Genomic DNA, 17,878 nt, shown 5'->3' with positions numbered 1-17,878 from the left:
GCCGGGCCACGTGCAGTACACCCGCAACATGGTCACCGGCGCCTCCACCGCCGAGCTGACGGTGATCCTGGTCGACGCCCGCAACGGCGTGGTCGAGCAGACCCGCCGGCACGCGGCCATCGCCGCCCTGTTGCGCGTCCCGCACGTGGTGCTGGCCGTCAACAAGATGGACCTCGTCGCGTACGAGGAGCACGCCTTCGCGGCGATCGCCGAGGAGTTCACCGCCTACGCCACCGAGCTGGGCGTCCCGGAGGTCACCGCCATCCCGATCTCGGCGCTGGCCGGCGACAACGTGGTGGAGCCGTCCGCGAACATGGACTGGTACGGCGGGCCGACCGTGCTGGAGCACCTGGAGACCGTGCCGGTCAGCCACGACCTCGCGCACTGCCACGCGCGGCTGCCCGTGCAGTACGTCATCCGGCCGCAGACCGCCGAGCACCCCGACTACCGCGGTTACGCGGGCCAGATCGCGGCCGGCACCTTCCGGGTCGGCGAGGAGATCACGGTTCTGCCGTCCGGCCGGACCACGCGGATCGCCGGGATCGACCTGCTGGGCGAGCCGGTCGACGTGGCCTGGACGACGCAGTCGGTGACGGTCCTGCTGGAGGACGACATCGACGTCTCGCGCGGCGACCTGATCGTCCCGACGAAGGACGCCCCGGCCACCACGCAGGACGTGGAGGCGACCGTCTGCCATGTCGCGGACGCCCCGCTGACCGTCGGCCACCGGGTGCTGCTCAAGCACGGCACCCGCACCGTGAAGGCGATCGTGAAGGACATCCCGTCCCGGCTCACGCTCGACGACCTGTCCCTGCACCCGCACCCGGGGCGGCTGGTCGCCAACGACATCGGCCGGGTGAAGCTCCGTACCGCCGAACCGCTGCCGGTCGACTCCTACGCCGACTCGCGCCGCACCGGCTCCTTCATCCTGATCGACCCCGCCGACGGCACCACGCTCACCGCGGGCATGGTCGGCGAGTCGTTCGCGGCCCCCGAGCCGGTCAAGGACGCGGCCGACGACGACGGCTGGGACTTCTGACCATGAACTCCACGGACTTCTACTCGACGTTCGCGAAGGAGGGCGGCCGCGTCGGCAGCGGCTACCTCGGCAGCGGGCAGGGCGGGGTTGCCCGATGTGCGTGCTGACGTACGCTCACCGCTCGAGCGCCCAGTCCCCCCACCCGACGTCCCGGAAGCGACGAAGACCCTTTGCCGAACTCCCGGCCACGACCTGAAAACCCGTGACCGCCGGGCCAACGAGAGGAAACCCTCCCGTGCCTGCCAACCGCTCGACAATCCGCCGCCGCGGCGTGGCCGCGCTCGCCGCGCTCCCTCTGCTCGCCCTCGCCGCCTGCGGCTACGGTTCCGAGGCCAAGGACGACAGCTCCGCCAAGATCGCCGCCGGGGCCGAGAAGATCGACGGACTCGACTCCGTCAAGATCGGGTACTTCGGGAACCTGACCCACGCGACCGCGCTGGTCGGCAACCAGAAGGGCTTCTTCCAGAAGGAGCTGGGCGCCACCAAGGCCGACTACCGGATCTTCAACGCCGGGCCCTCCGAGATCGAGGCGCTCAACTCGGGCTCCATCGACATCGGCTGGATCGGCCCGTCCCCGTCGATCAACGGCTACACCAAGTCCGACGGCAAGAACCTGCGCATCATCGGCGGTTCCGCGTCCGGCGGTGTGAAGCTGGTGGTCGACCCGAAGAAGATCAAGTCCCTGAAGGACGTCAAGGGCAAGCGGATCGCCACCCCCCAGCTCGGCAACACGCAGGACGTGGCGTTCCTCAACTGGGCGGCCGAGCAGGGCTGGAAGGTCGACGCGGAGAGCGGCAAGGGCGACGTGTCCGTCGTGCGCACGGACAACAAGGTGACCCCGGACGCCTACAAGTCCGGCTCCATCGACGGTGCCTGGGTGCCGGAGCCGACCGCGTCCAAGCTGGTGGCCGAGGGCGGCAAGGTGCTGCTGGACGAGTCCTCCCTGTGGCCCGACAAGAAGTTCGTGATCACGAACATCATCGTGTCGCAGAAGTTCCTGAAGGAGCACCCGAAGGCCGTCGAGGCGGTCCTGAAGGCGTCGGTCGAGACCAACAAGTGGATCAACGCCAACCCGGACGAGGCGAAGGCCGCCGCGAACAAGCAGCTGGGCAGCGACTCCGGCAAGGAGCTGCCGGCCGACGTCCTGGACCCGGCGTGGAAGTCCATCCAGATCACCGACGACCCGCTGGCCGCGACCCTCAACACCGAGGCGCAGCACGCCGTCAAGGCCGGTCTGCTGGACGACCCGAAGCTGGACGGCATCTACGACCTCACTCTCCTGAACAAGGTCCTCGCGGCCGAGGGCAGGCCGGCCGTCGGCGACGCCGGGCTCAGCGCGAAGTAAGTACCCAGCCGATGAGTTCCCAGGAGGTGACGACCATGGCCACGACCCTCGCCAAGGCCGAGCAGTCGGTCGAGTACGCGGCGCGCATCGAGCACGTCTCGAAGTCCTTCGCGACACCGGGCGGGCAGCAGCTCGTTCTGGACGACATCGTCCTCGATGTCGCACCGGGCGAGTTCGTCACCCTCCTGGGGGCCTCGGGCTGCGGCAAGTCGACGCTGCTGAACCTGGTGGCGGGGCTGGACCAGCCCTCCGCCGGCAGCATCGCGACCGACGGGCGCCCGGCCCTGATGTTCCAGGAGCACGCCCTGTTCCCGTGGCTGACCGCGGGCAAGAACATCGAACTCGCCCTGAAACTCAGGGGAGTTCCCAAGAACGAGCGCCGTGAGCGCGCCGAGGCGCTGCTCGAACTGGTGCGGCTGCAGGGCTCGTACGGCAAGCGGGTGCACGAGCTGTCCGGCGGCATGCGGCAGCGGGTCGCCATGGCCCGGGCGCTCGCGCAGGACAGCCAGCTGCTGCTGATGGACGAGCCGTTCGCGGCACTGGACGCGATCACCCGTGACCTGCTGCACGACGAACTGACCCGGATCTGGGCCGAGACCGGGGTGTCCGTGCTGTTCGTGACGCACAACGTGCGCGAGGCGGTGCGGCTCGCCCAGCGGGTGGTGCTGCTGTCCTCGCGCCCGGGCCGGGTGGCCCGCGAGTGGCGCGTGGACATACCGCAGCCGCGGCGTATCGAGGACGCGCCGGTCGCCGAACTGTCCCTCGAGATCACCGAAGTACTGCGTGGGGAGATCCGCCGACATGGCCAGCACTGAGACGGGGACCGCCGCGGATACGGGCAGTGTCGAGGCGGGCCTGGACGCCCTGGAGACCTCGGCCACCGGCCGCACACCGTTCCGGCAGACCTTCACCGGCAAGATCCTTCCACCCGTCCTCGCCACCGTGGTGGTACTGGTCGCGTGGCAGGCGCTGATCTCCTTCAAGGTCGTCGACGACCCGACGAAGCTGCCGTCGCCCGCCGACGTCGGCGACGAGTTCAAGCGCGCCTGGCTCGAGGGCAAGCTGCTGGGCTACATCTGGACCAGCGTCTCGCGCGGTCTGCTGGGCTTCCTGTTCGCGCTGGCCATCGGCACTCCGCTGGGCCTGCTGGTGGCCCGGGTGAAGTTCGTGCGCGCCGCCCTCGGTCCGGTGCTGTCCGGTCTGCAGTCGCTGCCGTCCGTGGCCTGGGTGCCGCCGGCGGTGCTCTGGCTCGGCCTCGACAACGAGATGATGTACGCGGTCATCCTGCTGGGCGCCGTGCCGTCCATCGCCAACGGCCTCGTCTCCGGCATCGACCACGTGCCACCGCTGTACCTGCGGGCGGGCCGCACCATGGGGGCGACCGGACTGAAGGGCGCCGTGCACATCGTCCTGCCGGCCGCGTTGCCGGGCTACCTGGCCGGTCTGAAGCAGGGCTGGGCCTTCTCCTGGCGCTCGCTGATGGCCGCGGAGATCATCGCGTCCTCACCGGACCTGGGCGTCGGCCTGGGCGCCCTGCTGGAGAACGGCCGCAACGCCAGCTCCATGCCCATGATCTTCGAGGCCATCCTGCTCATCCTGTTCGTCGGCATCGCCATCGACCTGCTGATCTTCAGTCCGCTGGAGCGGCGGGTGCTGCGCAGCCGCGGCCTGCTGGTGAAGAGCTGATTCCATGCGCACGAAGCCCGTTCTCCTCGTCATCGCCCACGGCAGCCGCGATCCGCGGCACGCCGCGACCGTGCACGCCCTGGTGGAGCGGGTGCGTTCGCTGCGGCCGGGACTGCGCGTGGAGACCGGGTTCCTGGACTTCAACATCCCTTCGGTGAGCGGGGTGCTGGAATCGCTGGCGGCGGAGGGCGTCCGGGACGTCGTGGCCCAGCCGCTGCTGCTGACCCGCGCGTTCCACGCCAAGGCCGACATCCCGGCCGTGCTGCGGGAGGCGCCGGCCAGGCTGCGGATCCGGCAGGCGGACGTGCTCGGCCCGTCCCCGCTGCTGCTGTCGGCGCTGGAACGGCGGCTGTACGAGGCGGGACTGACGCCCGCCGACAAGTCCTCGACCGGGGTGGTGCTGGCCTCGGCGGGGTCCTCCGACCCGGAGGCGATCGCGGTGATCGCCGACATCGCGCGGGAGTGGTGGCACACCGGTTGGTGCGCCGTGCGGCCCGCGTTCGCCTCCGCATCCCTTCCGCGCACCGAGGACGCGGTCCGCGAACTGCGGGGACTCGGCTGCGAGCGGATCGCCGTGGCACCGTACGTGCTGGCCCCCGGCTTCCTGCCGGACCGCATCGCGCGCGGCGCGGCCGGGGCGGACGTACTGGCCGAGGTGCTGGGCCCGGCGCCGGAAGTGGCGCGGCTGCTGCTGCAGCGGTACGACGCGGCCCACCGTCCGGCCCTCGAGGCGCTCGGCGCCTGATCCGCACGCGACGCCCCGTTCCCGGCGCACACCGCGCCCGCCTGCGGGGCTTCCGCCACGGCGGCCCGCGACCTGCTCGGTTTCCCCGAAAACCCTTCCTGGCCACCTCCGGATCTGCTGGGATGGTCCGGGAAGCACGATCGGGGGAGAACGGTGCGTGTGGCCGGTCAGGATTTCGGGCATCACCTGGGGCTGCCCAGGGCTCTGTCGGGTCTGCCGCTGACCCCGCTCATGCGCGAGTACGACACCCTCGCCGCCGCCCAGCGGACGGCCGGCTTACGCCACGTCGGCGAAGTGCTGCGGGCCGGTCCCGGCGGGCTACGCGTCCTGGACGGGCTGTACGTGCCCACGGGGCCGCGCGGCCGGCGCCGGGTGGACGCGGTGCTGCTGGAGGTGCTGGCCGAATCCTCGGGTCCCGCCGTCGCCCCGCTCGCCGCCCAGCTGGCCACCCTGCACCGCGCCGATCCGCAGGCACCGCGCCGGGTCGTCCTGTACCAGCTGATCAACCTCTTGCAGGACCACCCCGTACACCGGCGCGCCGCGCTCGCGGCGGAGTCGGGGATCCATCCGACCGAAGTGGCGGGCCTGGTGGCGGCGGCCCGGCTGCGGCCCCGGCTCGACGGCCGGCAGCGGGACGCCGCCGAATCCCTGGCCGACGCCCGGGCACAGGGCCGGCTGCACCGGCTGTGCGCCCTGCTCGACCGGCTCCCCCCGAACGGCGGCGACCCGGCCCTGGCGGCCTTGCGCACCGACGCCGCCGAGCGGCTGCGCGCGACCGAGGACGCCCTGCGGGCGGCGGAGGAGGCCGAGGCGCGGGACGACCGGGACGAGGCGAGCGCCGCGTACCTGCGCGCGCTGTGCGACGCCGCCGACGACCTGCGTGCCCTCGACGGGCTGATCCGCGTGCACGGCCGCAACTCCGGCCTCGGCGCCGAACTCCACGCCTACCACGTCGAGTTGAGCTGGGAGGACCGCCGGGACACGCCGGGCGAGTGGCAGCTGCTCCGGCTCCGCAGGAACGAGCGGGAGGAGCCCTCCGTACGCAGCGTGCTCGGCGCCTCCACGGCCACGGCGGGCACGGTCCGGGACACCGACGCCGAGCCGGGCGCCACCGTCCGGTACGCGGCCCTGCCGCTGCGCAACGGGCGGGTCGACGGCCCGCCGCTGGTGTCCCGGCCGCTGGTCGTCGCCCCCGAGGTGGAGGATCCGGTGTTCAGGGACGGCCCGGGGCGGATCGACTGCTCCTGGCGGCGTCCGGCCGGTGCCACCGGCGTCACCGTCGAGCACACCGGACCCGACGGGCGGACCGCCCGGCTGGCCGTCGGTGAACACGGGTTCACGGCCACCGGGTTGCCGGCAGGCGAACACGGCTTCCGGCTCGTGTGCCACTACGCCACGGCGGACGGCCGCACGGTCTCCTCGCCGGGCGTCGACGCCACCGCCACCGTGCACCTTTGGCCGGAGCCCGTCGGCGCCCTGACCGCCGGGCCCGCCGGCGAGGCCGTACGGTTCACCTGGACCGGGGCCCGGGACGCCGAGGTCAGGCTGGTGAAGTGGCCCGACGGGGCGCCGGCGGCCGGCACCGAGCTGCGCACCGACGACCTGCCGCCCGCGCTGGACTGGCCCGAGACGGCGGGCGCCCTGCGCCCGCCGCCCGGCACGTACACCGAGGTCGCCGCGGTGGCCGTGCGCGGCGCCCGGGCGCTGGCCGGGCCGGCCGTCGGCGTGGAGGCCGTACGCCCCGTGCCCGGGCTCGCCGCCCACCGGCTGCCCGGCGGAGAGGCGAGGATCGTCCTGGACTGGCCCGGGGACGCCCCGCTCCTCGTCGTCGGCTGGCAGCCGGTGGGCTCCGCGGACGGCCGGGAGCGCACCGTCACCGCACACGCCTACCGGCGCGGCGGGCTGCAGCTGCCCGTGGGCCGGGGTGCCGTCCGGGTAAGGGCGGTGTCGGTGCCCAGGGTGCCCGGTGCGGTGGTCGTGGTGCCCGACACGGCCGAGGTGCTGGTGCCGCCGGACGCGGCGGTCTCCTACCAACTGGTGCGGGTGCCCAGGCGGTTGTTCGGACGGCAGCGCACGACACTGCTGCGGGTCACGCTGTCGGCGCCCGGAGGGCTCGCCCAGGCCCCCGAGTTCGTGTGCGTCGCGCGCAGCGGCACCCTGCTCCCCCGGAACGCGTCCGACGGCACGACCGTGCTGCGGATATCCGGACCCGAACTGACGCGGCTCGGCAGCCTCGAGAAGGAACTGCCGGCCACCCCCTGCGCCGCCCCCTACTTCCTGCGCGGCTTCCTGCTCGGGGAGCACGCGGCCTCGGTGCGACTCGAAGAACCCCCTCTCGCCAGCCTGGTGGTGCGCTGAGCCATGACGACCGTGATCTGTCCCTACTGCTTCGCTCGCGCATCGGCGGCCCGCCTGCCGTACCGCTGTCTGATGACTCCGACCGGGGTGCATGGCGGTGCCCCCTGCGCGGCCGAGACCGACAAGGCCTGGGCCGCGTTCCAGGGACCGCGGACGCCCCGGGGTGCCCAGGAGCGCGGGCCCGTGTTCACGCCCGCGCGCAGGCTCCCCGGGCTCGGCGGCGCCGGCAGCAGCGTGCCCTGCCCCAGATGCGGGGTACCGACGCCGGTCCGGGTGTGCGCGGAGTGCCACAACGATCTGCCCAGCGACTACTGCGACCAGGACAGCCGGATCATCGCCCTGGTCGGGGCCAAGGCCTCCGGCAAGAGCACCTATGTGGCCGTGCTCCGCAACGAGCTGGACCACAGGGTGGGTCAGGCCTATCACGCCTCGCTGGCCGCCATGGGACAGCACACGCAGTCGCGTGACAAGGAGATGGCCGAGGACCTGTACGAGCGGCTGCGGCTGCCCGACGCGACCCGGCCGTCCGCGCTCGGCTTCAACGACCCGCTGCTGTACCGGCTCAGCCTGCCCCGGCGCGGGCGCCTGCGCGTTTCCGGTACCAGGCACACCACGCTCGTCTTCTTCGACGCGGCCGGCGAGGATCTCGCGGGCGCCGAGGCGATCGACCGCTACACCCGGTATCTGAGCGCCGCGGACGGCATCATCCTGCTGGTCGATCCGCTGCAGCTCGGCTCCGTCCGGGACCGGTTGCCCGTGCACGACGGGCCGCCGCTGCCCGTGGTGGAGACCGCACCCCGGCAGATCGCCGCCGACCTCGCGGCCCAGCTGCGCACGCACGGCAAGGGCGGGACGGACAAACGGGTGACCACGCCCATCGCGGTGGCCGTCACCAAGACGGACATGCTCAGGTCCCTGCTCGACCCGCACTCGCCGCTGCTGCGCAACGCCGCGCACACGGGCGGCGCCTACGACGCCGAGGACCGGCTCGCCGTCCACGAGGAACTCCGGGCCCTGCTCGTGGACTGGAACTGCGGCTCGCTGCTGCGCCAGCTGGAGCACGACTTCGCGAGGCTGTCGCTGTTCGGGCTGTCGGCGCTGGGGGCGCCGCCGCCCCCGGACGCCCCGGCGGACGTACCGAAAGCGGGGCCGCAGCCGGTGCGGGTGGAGGATCCGCTGCTGTGGCTGCTGGCCCTGCGCGGGCTGTTGCCGGTCCGCACGGCCGGGAAGGAGTGGACCCGGTGAGCTTCTCCCAGCTGCACTACACCTCGGCGCCGCCCGGTCCGGACGGGTCCGGCTTCCGCTTCACCGCGGTCAGTTCCGGCGTACCGGCGCCGGTGCTGCGCGAGGCCGAACAGCTCATCGGGTACGAGCCGCCGCGCGATCTTCCGGACCGCCCGGACACCGAGCAGCTGAAGTCCTTCCCGAAAGCCTTCTCGTGCAGCGAACTGTCCGACGGCGGACGCCTGTTGTGCCGGTCCGTGTACATCGGCGCCGACTACAGCGGGCGGTGGGGCAACTTCCACGCGCACGCCGTGCACCTCCCGGCCGGGACCCGGCTGCCGGAGGGGGCGCTGCCGATCACGGCCTGGGAGTCGTCGCGCTGGGCGGAGACCACTCCCCCGGGCGGCCGGCCGGAGCCGGTCGGCCGGTTCGAACCGTCGGGACTGCTGCGCCGGGACGCGCTCGTCGCGTTCGCACGGTCCCGGGCGGACCGGCTGGCCGCGTTCTTCGCCGACCTGCACACCCTGGCCGACGGCAGTGACGCCCGGCAGATCGTCGTCGTGGAGCGGGACAGCGCGGACGTGGCCCGGTGGATCGCGCTCGCCTGCGCGGTCCTGCCGCGCGAGCAGGCACACCTGCTGACGTTCACGACGTACACCCGGCGACCGCAACAGGCCCGCCAGCAGATCGTCGGCGCGCTGCCCTCGTCGGAGCCGGTCGGGCACGACCACCGGTTCCGGGTGCACGACTGCACCGGCCGGGTCACCGGGGAGCCCGTGCCGGACACCTGGGCCGACGTGTGCGCGCGGATCTGGACGGCGGGGCGCCCGGAGCTGTTCCGCGAGACGGCCCGCCAGGTCGGGGACACCTCCCGCGACCCCGGTCCGCTGGCGACCAGCGCCCTGTCCGAAGGCATCCCCCTGCGCCCGGACGGCCGGGCGGCCGCCGCTCGGTGGGCCACGGAGCACGCGTTCCGGATGCCCGGGCCGACGCTCGTGGCGTTGCTGGCGCAGCTGGCCCGGGAGCCCGGCGAGGACGGGGGGTGGGGCGCCGGGGCCGAGCAGCGGTCCGGGGCCGGCGGCGGCGCCGCGGGAGGCGGTGGCCCGGACGCCGGGAGGCTCTCCGGCCGGGGCGCCGGGGGGTACGCCGGCCGCGGTGCCGGAGAGCCTGTGGGCCGGGGCGCCGGGGAGCATGCCCACGGTGGTGCCGGAGAGGCCCACGGCGAGGGTCCCGGCCGGGGCGCTCGGGACGACGAAGCGGTGGCGCTGGCCGCCCTGTCGGCGCGGCTGGACGGAAAGGTGCCCACGGCCGTGTCCGCGCCGCTCGCCGCGCGGGTGCTGGCCCTGGCCGTGTACGGACGGGGTCCGGTCCCCGCGCTGGGTGTGGCCTCGCTGACCCCCGGGGTGCGAGCCGCGCTGGCCCGGGATCTGGCCCCGGCCCTGCGCGACGGCATCGCCGGTACGACCGGACCGGCGACCGGCCGGCCCCTGGAACTGCTGCACATCGCCGACCTGCTCGACGTCGACTGCACGGACGTGCTGCCGGTGTGCGCGGGCCGCATCGCGCAAGAGCTGGTGGACGCGCGGGCAGCGGAGAAGGACGACGAGCCCGGCACGTCCGGGGACGAGACACGGGGCCGGCCGGGCGGGGACCAGGCTCCGGACCCCGCCGGGGAAGGGCGTCACGCACCCGCCGGCCACCCCGCCTCCCCCTGTCCCCCCGCTCTCCTCGACGCCCTGCACACGCATCCCGCCCTGCGTGCGGCCCTGTTCGGCGCGCTGGACGCGCTGGCCGCGGCGCATCCGCCCGCCGTGGCCGCGCGGCTCGCGGGCTCGGGGCTGCCCGTGGCACCGGGGCCCGGCTTCCCACACCTGCGGATGTGCGTGCTCGGCGACACGGCCGGCCCGCCCGACGGGGACCGGCTCGGGCGGTTCCACGCGGTGCTGCGCACCGCAGGGGTCTCGCCGCACGCCGAACCGGCGGTCCTGCGCACGGCGTTCCACCTGGTGTGGCCCGACGACCTGCCCACCGGCGAGGAGGCGAGCCTGCTGCTGAACCAGCTGGGCTCGGACGCGCACCGCCACGCAGGCACCCGGGACCTGCTGGTGGCCGCCGCGCTCGCCGCCCCCGCCGCGGATGCCGCCACCCCCCTGCTCGCGGCCGACCTGCTGCGCTGCTTCACCACGGAGCTGGCCCCGGCGCACCGTCCGCCCCTGCTCCTGCTGGAGTTCACGGCGCTGCTCGGCACCGGCGGCGAGGGCGAGAACTGGGTGGAGCGGGTACGCGCGCTGCGGGACAGCGCGATCGAGCCCGTGCCCGCGCAGGTGACCCGGCGGGTGTACGACGCCCTGGCCCGTCGGCTGCTGACCGCGTCGGTGCCCCCGGGCGAGCTGTACGCGCTGGCCCGTTCCGACGACGCGGACATGCTGGCGGCCTACCTGCGGGTGGCGCGCGGCATCGAGGTCGCCGACCGGCTCCGCGTGTCGCCGTCGTACCTGGCCGCTCGCTTCTGTGACTGGAGCGCCTACCCGGGCACCCACCCCCGCTGGGAGGCGACGCGCACCACGTTGCTGGCCAAGGTGCTGCGGCCGGTGGTGCGGGCGCTGCCCCACAAGGAGCAGGCCGCGGTCGAGGAGGCACTGCGCCGCACGGGCGGGGGCCGGCTGGACGCGTACCGCGCCTGGAACCGGCCGGGCGCCCTGGGCCGGCTGGCCGGCCGGCTGGCGGGCCGGGGGTCCGGGCGTGGCCGGCACGAGGACCGGCAGCCGCCGGGGCCCGGGGACGCCGGACCGCCCGCCGGCGGGGATGTCCGGTGAAGAGCGGCGACGGCATCTGGGACGATGGGCAGTGGTCCGCCACCACGCAGGTGGTGCTCGTCGTGCTCGCCTGGACCGGGCTGGTGGCCGTCGCGGTCTGTCTGTTCCGGACGCTCTGGGAGTACCTGGTGCGGGGCGTGGACGGGGTGTGGCAGGGGCTCGAGCCCTGGGACACGGGCATGGTGGCCCCGCGTCCGCCCGGGACCCGGGGTGCGGCGCCCGCCCACCCGGCCTACTGGTGGCGGCAGTCGTGGAGGGACGCGGCCTCGGCCGGCGGCAACGGGATGCGGTCGCTCTGGCACCCGTTCGTCCATCCATGGCTGGACGAGTTCGTGTGGAACCTGGTACACGGCCGGTACCCGAGGGGGCGGCGTCCCGCGATGCCGCTCAGCCGGTTCCTGCTGGCCACACTGATCGGCCCCGGTACGGCGTTGGGCGCGCTGATCGGCGCGGTGCTCGCCACCGTGCTGCTCGGCTGGGGGCTGCTGGTCTTCGCGGTGCTGCTGGGCCTGGTCTGGCTCGGCTGGGCGGCGAGCGTACCCCTGCTGCGCGGGGTGGACCGGTGCTGGGTGCTGCTGCGGGGCATCCGCCCGGCCTGCCCGCACCCGGGCTGTTACGCGCCGATCCCGCTGGCGCTGCACCGCTGCGACGGCTGTGGCTCGCGCCATGCGCAACTGCGGCCGGGCCGGTTCGGCGCCCTGTGGCATGTGTGCCGCTGCGGGGTCCGGCTGCCGGCCACGCGGCTGACCGGCCGGAACCGGCTGTCCACGCTGTGCCCGCGCTGCGAAGACAGCCTGCCGCAGGCACTGGCCACCACCCGGGTGGTGCACGCGCCGGTGCTCGGCGGCACCTCGTCGGGCAAGACCATGCTGGTGGCTGCCGTGGTCGAGGGGCTGCACGGCTGGGCCCGGGAGGGCGAACTGCGCGTCGCGTACGCCTCCGATCTCGGCCAGGTCGCCCAGAACGCGGTCAACCGGCAGCTGGAACGGACCGGTTGGGCACACGCCACGACCGGCGGGCCGCCGCGTGCTCTGATGCTCGTCGTGTCGCGGGGGCTGCGACGGCGGCTGCTGTACCTGTACGACCCGATGGGCGAGTCGGTGAGCGACGCCGGACGGGCACGGACGCAGAGCTATCTGGCGCACGCGGACGGGGTGGTCCTGCTCGTGGACGTGCTCGCCGATCCCACGGTGCGCCGCCGGCTGGGCCCGGCCGACACCGAGCGTGCGGAGCAGGCGCGACCCTCGCTCCAGGGGCCGCGGGAGACGTACGAGCGGGTGACCGGTGAACTGGCCGCGCTGAGCGGGCGGCGGCCCCGGCTGCCGGTGGCCGCCGTGGTCACCAAGCGGGACGTGCTGGACCAGCTGACCTCGCTGCCGGTACCGGGCGCCCGGATCGACCACTGGCTCGGTGACATCGGCCTGGGCGCACTCGTGCGGTCCCTCGGCCACGACTTCCGGGCGGCCCGCTACTGGTCGGTCAGCGCCCACGCGGCCACCGGCACCGGGCCGCTGATGAGCGAGCAGCGCCGGGCCGCCGAACCGGTGCTGTGGCTGCTCGCGGCCTCGGGGTTGCGCACCGGCCCGCTGACCGGGAGTGCCGGGCGCGGTGCGGGACGGCTGCCGCGGGCGGCGGCGGCCGGCGGCAGCGACGACGGCGACGGCGACGGCAGGTGAGGTCCGGTATGACTGAGGTGACCCCGCCCGTCCGCCGGGGCCGGCAGGTGATGGCGGGCCTGTTCGGCTTCGCACTGCTGCTGGCGGTGGCGGCCATCGCGCTCGGCGTCTGGCTGTTGCTGCCCTGACCGTTCCCACCCCCTCCGACACGAAAGGACGCAGCGGCGTGAGCGACATTCCCGGCGGGCCGATGGCCAACCGGCCGGTCCACTTCATCTGGCTGCTCGACTGCTCGTACTCGATGGTTGGCGAGAAGATCGCCCTTCTCAACTACGCGATCAGAGAGGCCGTTCCGGAAATGCGGTCCGTGGCCCACGACAACCCCGCGGCACAACTGCTGCTGCGCACGGTCACCTTCTCCACCACCGCCCGGTGGCACCACGGGACCCCGGTTCCCGTGGACGACTTCACCTGGCAGGACGTGCAGGTCGACGGCATGACGAACATGGGTGACGCGCTGCACCTGGTGGCACGGGAGCTGCAGACCCCGCCGATGCCGCAGCGGGCGCTGAAGCCGGTGCTGGCGCTGGTGTCGGACGGCTCGCCCACCGACGACTGGAGGGCTGGTCTGAAGGCCGTGGACGCCACCCCCTGGGGACGCAAGGCGGTGCGGGTGGCCATCGCGATCGGTTCGGACGCGGACCGCGGGGTGCTGCAGGAGTTCCTCGGCAACCCCGAACTGCAGCCGCTGGACGCCAACAGCCCCAAGCAGCTGGCGGCCGCGATCCGCTGGGCGTCGACGGCGGCCGTGAAGGCGGCCTCCCGGCCGGTCGCCGACGAGGGCTTCCTGGTGAACATGGCGAAGCAGCCGTACGCGCCGCCGGTGCTGAACGACGACGATGACGACGACGTGTGGTGACACTCCGGGTGGGACGGTGGGAGACCCTGGCCGGGAGCGTCCAGGGCGTGGGCAAGCGCTGCAATCAGGACTGGTACGAGTGCCGGGGCACCGGATCGGAGACGGATCCGCTGGTGCTGGCCGTGGCCGACGGGCACGGCTCGGCGGCGCACGTGCGCAGCGGGCTGGGTGCGCGGTTCGCCGTGGACCGGTTCGTGTCCCTGGCCGCCGGGTTCGGGCGGGCGGCCCACGGCTGCCGGGAGCGGGGCCGGCTGGCCCGGCTCATGGCCTACGCCCGGGACGGCTTCCCGCGCGCCGTGGTGCACGAATGGCAGCAGGCGGCCCTCGGCCACTGGGACCGGCACCGGCCGGCGGTGGCGGTGGCCGGCCCGGAGCCGGACACCGGGGAGAAACTCCTGCTGTACGGCACGACCCTGCTCGGTGCGGTGGTCACGCCCTGGCTGTTCGTGGCCTGGCAGATCGGCGACGGGGACCTCGCGGTGGTCGGGCACGACGGCACGCTGCGCCGGCCGCTCGCGCCCGCCGAGGAGGACCTGGGCGACGAGACCGAGTCCCTGTGCGGGCGGCAGGCCTGGCGGTCGGTGCGGATGCACTGGGCGCCGGTGTTCGACGAGGCCCGCGCTCCGCGGCTGGTCGTGCTCTCGACGGACGGCCTGTCGAAGAGCTTCGCCTCGGCGGACGGGTACCGCGCGTTCGTCACGGACCTGGCCGGTCGCCTCGCCGCGCAGGGCAGCGCCGGCGTCCGCACGGCGCTACCGGACTGGCTGGCGCAGGCCTCCCGCCACTCGGGCGACGACACGACCCTGGCGGCGGCGGTGGCCGGCACCGAGGTGACCACGGAACGGAAGACGGAGACGTAGATGAGCGGCATGCTCGACGGCGGGACGTACCTCGCGGCGGAGAACGGTGACGACGTCGAGATCGTGGACCTCCTCGGCGCCGGCGGGCAGGGCGAGGTGTACCGGGTCCGGACGCCGGACGGGGAGCGGGCCCTGAAGTGGTACTACCCGACGTGCGCGACCCCGGGGCAGGAGGCGGTCGTACGGGAACTGGTGACCCGGGACTTCGCCGACGACCGGTTCCTGTGGCCTCAGGCCTTCGTACCGGAGCACCGCGGCTCGTTCGGCTACCTGATGGGGCTGCGTCCGGACCGCTACAAGGGCCTTCCGGCGCTGTTCCGGCGGCAGTTGCGCACCACACCCCGGGCGCTGCTGACGGCCTGCCTGTACACGGTGGAGGCCTATCAGGCGCTGCACTCCCGGGGCATCGCCTACCGGGACATCTCCTGGGGCAACATCTTCTTCGACCCGTACACCGGTGACGTGCTGGTGTGCGACAACGACAACGCGGTGGTGGAGGGCGACGTCAGCGGCATCTCGGGGACCATGGAGTTCATGGCGCCGGAGCTGGTGCGCGGCGGCCCCGGGGCGTGCCCCGGCATCCAGTCCGACCTCCACTCGCTCGCCGTGCTGCTGTTCATGCTGCTGATGAACCATCACCCGCTCAAAGGCAGGCGCGAGTTGGGCATCCACTGCCTGGACGACGCGGCGGAGCGCAGGCTGTACGGCAGGAGCCCCTTGTTCGTGTTCGACCCGGCGGACGATTCCAACGCTCCCGATCCGGTGGAGCACGCGACGGTGCTGGCCACCTGGGACGCGGCGACCGACGGGCTGCGGGAGCTGTTCCGGCGCTCGTTCACGACCGGGTTGCACGATCCGGCGGCCCGGGTGCGGGAGTCGGAGTGGCGTGACGCGCTGCGGTCGGTGCTGGACGCGGTGGTGGAATGTGCCTCGTGCGGGCGGCAGAACATGACCGAACCGGGCGGCTGTCCGCCGCCGCGGGACTGCTGGGGATGCGGTGCCCTGCTGGTGCTGCCGCCGCGGCTGACGGTGACCACTCCGCCGCCCCGCTCCGAGCACCACATCCGGCTGCGCCGGGCCGCCCGTGTGCAGGCGCACCATCTGCTGCCGGAGCCGGCACGGCACGACTGCTCGGACGCGGCGCTCGTGGCCGAGCTGGTGGAACACCCCGACAGGCCTGGGCGGTTCGGGCTCGCCAACCGCTCGCGGGAGACGTGGACGGGCGCCCGTTCGGACGGCACCGTGCAGAAGGTCGAGCCCGGTCAGACCGTGCCGCTGCGGGCGGGGCTCGATCTCGACCTCGGTGGCGGGGTGCGCGCGGTCGTGCGGGCGCAGTGACCGGGCGGGCCGGGGCCCCGTGGCGGCGGGGCTCCGGCCGCTCAGAGGCCTAGCGCCTGCGTGAGGTGCCGGGTGTAGGCGAGGCTGCCGGTACCGGCCGACGCGGCGATGGCGATGGTCTCCAGTGCGGAGCGGATCCGGCCCCGGTTGGGCGGCAGTCCGTCGTCGGCGGACCGGGCCAGCTCGCGCTGGATGACCTCGCCGCTGCCGACGAGTCCGGGGTACTCGGCGTGCAGCGTCTCGGTGAGCTGGTCGGCGACGTCCATCAGCATGCCCAGGTCGGGGGTGGTGTAACTGGTCCGGACCCGGCCGTGGTCGGTGAAGTCGCCCGGGTCGTTGACGTTTCCGTAGTGGTAGGTGCTCATGTCCTGTCCTCGGTTCTGGCCGGCGGCTCGTTTCCGGACCGGAGGGGCCGCCGGGCGGCTGGGGTTACGGCTTCGGCGCGGGCGGAGCGGATCACGGGGCCCGGGGCCGCCCCGGGCGCCCGGACGCCATCGGTTCCGGGCCCCTGCCCGCTCGGGAGGTTCGTCCCGTGGGCGCCGAAGTTGCTGGGACCGCTGACGTTACCGATGTCACGGGTCTGCGTGCTGATGGCCTGTACGGCCTTGCCGGAGGTGCCGGTGGCGATGCCGTGGTGCCGCGGGAACCGTTCTGTCGCGGCGGGAACGCCCTTGCTGCGCTGCCGGTGACGGCGTGGGGTGCGGGTGCCGCGCGGTGCGGGGCCGGTGCGTCGGCTGGTGTGGCCCGGGAAGGCCCGCCGGTGCCCGGGAGCCTGCCGCCGAGTGGGCCGAAAATCGCCACCCGTCCGGGTGACCGGTGTCCGTTGACCGGTCCCCGAACCCCCGTCAGGGAGCGCAAGCCACAAGGCCTTCCGAGCCAGCCGGCAGTGAGCGTCCGGGCGGCGTGGCGGGCGGGAGCCGTCGAGTGGACGGGGGCGTCCGGGCGCCGGGGCACGCCGTCCTCGCGGCACTGCGACGACGGTGATGGCCGGCCCGTCATCCTCACCCGTTCCCCCTTCCGGCGTTCGGCGCGCTTCACCCTAGGGACCGCCTCGGGTGGATGTCGCGGGGTTCGGCGAGTCGGGCCGCCGGGGAGCCGGGGTGTGCTATGGCCGACGCGGTCCGGCGCTCCCCTGTGCCGTCGGACCGCGTCGGCCCTTCGTTCTGCGCCTGGTGTCGCCCTGGTGTCACACGTGTGGTGAAGCAGGGGCTCCGCAGGGGCGGTTATCGGCCATTCCGTGAGCGGGGGTCAGCCGAAGCTGAGTGCGCCGGTGCGGGTGCGCTTCAGTTCGAAGAAGTCGGGCTGCCGGGCCAGCACCCGGAAGCTGTCGAAGAGTTCCACCGCGTCGGTGCCGCGCGGCACGGCCCGCAGGACGGGCCCGAACCACACCGTGCCGTCGACGTGGAGGGTGGGCGTGCCCACGTAGCCGCCGGACGCGGGTTCGGCGCCCGATGCGTGGCTGCGGCGGACGGCGTCGTCGTACGACGGGTCGTGGGCGGCCGCCGACAGACCGGCGGGGAGCCCGAGTTCGGCCAGTGACTCGGTGATCACCGCGTCGAAGTCCTTGTCGCCCTGTTCGTGGATGCGGGTGCCGAACGCGGTGTACAGGTCGCGCAGCACCTTGTCGCCGTGCTGTTCGGCGGCGGCGACGGCGACCCGTACCGGGCCGATCGAACGGTCCACCAGGTCCCGGTACCAGTCGGGGAGTTCGTTGCCGGTGTTGTGCAGGTACAGGCTCATCACCCGGAACCGGAGGTCGAGCGGGCGCCGGCGCTCGACCTCCAGCAGCCAGCGGGAGGTGATCCAGGCGAAGGGGCAGGCCGGGTCGAAGAAGAAGTCGACCCGGGTCGGCGCGGAGGTGGCGTCCGGGGCGGTGTCGGTGCTGCTGTGCGTCATGCCCCTGACGCTAGTGGTGAGGTGGCACAGAGTCCC

The 17,878-nt window shown here is 73.9% G+C and carries 14 protein-coding genes; 12 read left to right on the top strand and 2 right to left on the bottom strand.

Annotation, left to right across the window (positions count from 1 at the left end):
- From JK359_RS20435 to JK359_RS20375, 12 genes are all read left to right on the top strand, one after another.
- The coding region (locus JK359_RS20435) for a sulfate adenylyltransferase subunit 1 (RefSeq protein ID WP_201837580.1) at nt 1–1,039 on the top strand (1,039 nt) is incomplete at its 5' end.
- 235 nt (nt 1,040–1,274) lie between these two features.
- Nucleotides 1,275–2,384: an aliphatic sulfonate ABC transporter substrate-binding protein gene (locus tag JK359_RS20425; RefSeq protein WP_201837576.1), complete on the top strand. Its 1,110-nt coding sequence runs from the start codon at nt 1,275–1,277 to the stop codon at nt 2,382–2,384.
- A gap of 11 nt (nt 2,385–2,395) precedes the next feature.
- The gene (locus JK359_RS20420) at nt 2,396–3,199 is read left to right on the top strand and encodes an ABC transporter ATP-binding protein (RefSeq protein ID WP_201837574.1); all 804 of its coding nucleotides are present in this window, start codon (nt 2,396–2,398) and stop codon (nt 3,197–3,199) included.
- Nucleotides 3,186–4,070: an ABC transporter permease gene (locus JK359_RS20415; RefSeq protein WP_201837572.1), complete on the top strand. Its 885-nt coding sequence runs from the start codon at nt 3,186–3,188 to the stop codon at nt 4,068–4,070. Before JK359_RS20420 ends, JK359_RS20415 begins: the two co-directional genes overlap by 14 nt.
- Before the next feature lie 4 nt (nt 4,071–4,074).
- Entirely contained in the window at nt 4,075–4,815 is a 741-nt protein-coding gene (locus JK359_RS20410; protein WP_201837571.1) for a sirohydrochlorin chelatase, read from the top strand.
- Between the two features lie 159 nt (nt 4,816–4,974).
- Nucleotides 4,975–7,173 carry a thioesterase domain-containing protein gene (locus tag JK359_RS20405; RefSeq protein WP_201837569.1) on the top strand — a complete coding sequence of 733 codons (2,199 nt, stop codon included), beginning with the start codon at nt 4,975–4,977 and terminating at the stop codon, nt 7,171–7,173.
- 3 nt (nt 7,174–7,176) lie between these two features.
- Nucleotides 7,177–8,418 (top strand): TRAFAC clade GTPase domain-containing protein, encoded by a 1,242-nt coding sequence (locus JK359_RS20400; RefSeq protein WP_201837567.1) that lies wholly within the window; start codon nt 7,177–7,179, stop codon nt 8,416–8,418.
- Nucleotides 8,415–11,213 carry a GTPase-associated protein 1-related protein gene (locus JK359_RS20395; protein ID WP_201837565.1) on the top strand — a complete coding sequence of 933 codons (2,799 nt, stop codon included), beginning with the start codon at nt 8,415–8,417 and terminating at the stop codon, nt 11,211–11,213. The genes JK359_RS20400 and JK359_RS20395 overlap by 4 nt, the downstream gene beginning before the upstream one ends.
- Complete coding sequence (locus tag JK359_RS20390) at nt 11,210–12,889, top strand: TRAFAC clade GTPase domain-containing protein (RefSeq protein ID WP_201837563.1); 1,680 nt, start codon at nt 11,210–11,212, stop codon at nt 12,887–12,889. The genes JK359_RS20395 and JK359_RS20390 overlap by 4 nt, the downstream gene beginning before the upstream one ends.
- 190 nt (nt 12,890–13,079) lie before the next feature.
- Nucleotides 13,080–13,748 (top strand): vWA domain-containing protein, encoded by a 669-nt coding sequence (locus tag JK359_RS20385; protein WP_201837609.1) that lies wholly within the window; start codon nt 13,080–13,082, stop codon nt 13,746–13,748.
- 8 nt (nt 13,749–13,756) lie between these two features.
- Nucleotides 13,757–14,608, top strand: coding sequence for a protein phosphatase 2C domain-containing protein (locus tag JK359_RS20380; RefSeq protein WP_307788192.1), 852 nt, complete (start codon nt 13,757–13,759; stop codon nt 14,606–14,608).
- A complete protein-coding gene (locus JK359_RS20375) occupies nt 14,609–15,946 on the top strand; it encodes a protein kinase domain-containing protein (RefSeq protein WP_201837559.1) in 1,338 nt (445 codons plus the stop codon).
- 41 nt (nt 15,947–15,987) lie between these two features.
- Here JK359_RS20375 and JK359_RS20370 read toward each other — a convergent pair whose 3' ends face one another.
- Nucleotides 15,988–16,311 carry a hypothetical protein gene (locus JK359_RS20370; protein WP_201837557.1) on the bottom strand — a complete coding sequence of 108 codons (324 nt, stop codon included), beginning with the start codon at nt 16,309–16,311 and terminating at the stop codon, nt 15,988–15,990.
- Between the two features lie 883 nt (nt 16,312–17,194).
- Nucleotides 17,195–17,842, bottom strand: a complete 648-nt coding sequence (locus tag JK359_RS20365; RefSeq protein WP_201837556.1) for a mycothiol-dependent nitroreductase Rv2466c family protein — start codon at nt 17,840–17,842, stop codon at nt 17,195–17,197.
- Nucleotides 17,843–17,878 lie beyond the last annotated feature (36 nt).

The organism is Streptomyces actinomycinicus (assembly GCF_016741775.1).
GTDB classification, from domain to species: Bacteria; Actinomycetota; Actinomycetes; order Streptomycetales; family Streptomycetaceae; genus Streptomyces; species Streptomyces actinomycinicus.
The sequence above is the reverse complement of the archived record's forward strand: the minus strand, read 5'-3'. Positions and strand labels throughout refer to the sequence as shown.

Excerpts from the sequence above, each read along its gene's own strand:
- JK359_RS20420 (WP_201837574.1), top strand. The coding sequence starts at position 2,396 with ATGAGTTCCCAGGAGGTGACGACCATGGCCACGACCCTCGCCAAGGCC.
- JK359_RS20415 (WP_201837572.1), top strand. The coding sequence starts at position 3,186 with ATGGCCAGCACTGAGACGGGGACCGCCGCGGATACGGGCAGTGTCGAG.
- JK359_RS20410 (WP_201837571.1), top strand. The coding sequence starts at position 4,075 with ATGCGCACGAAGCCCGTTCTCCTCGTCATCGCCCACGGCAGCCGCGAT.
- JK359_RS20400 (WP_201837567.1), top strand. The coding sequence starts at position 7,177 with ATGACGACCGTGATCTGTCCCTACTGCTTCGCTCGCGCATCGGCGGCC.
- JK359_RS20385 (WP_201837609.1), top strand. The coding sequence starts at position 13,080 with ATGGCCAACCGGCCGGTCCACTTCATCTGGCTGCTCGACTGCTCGTAC.
- JK359_RS20375 (WP_201837559.1), top strand. The coding sequence starts at position 14,609 with ATGAGCGGCATGCTCGACGGCGGGACGTACCTCGCGGCGGAGAACGGT.
- JK359_RS20370 (WP_201837557.1), bottom strand. The coding sequence starts at position 16,311 with ATGAGCACCTACCACTACGGAAACGTCAACGACCCGGGCGACTTCACC.
- JK359_RS20365 (WP_201837556.1), bottom strand. The coding sequence starts at position 17,842 with ATGACGCACAGCAGCACCGACACCGCCCCGGACGCCACCTCCGCGCCG.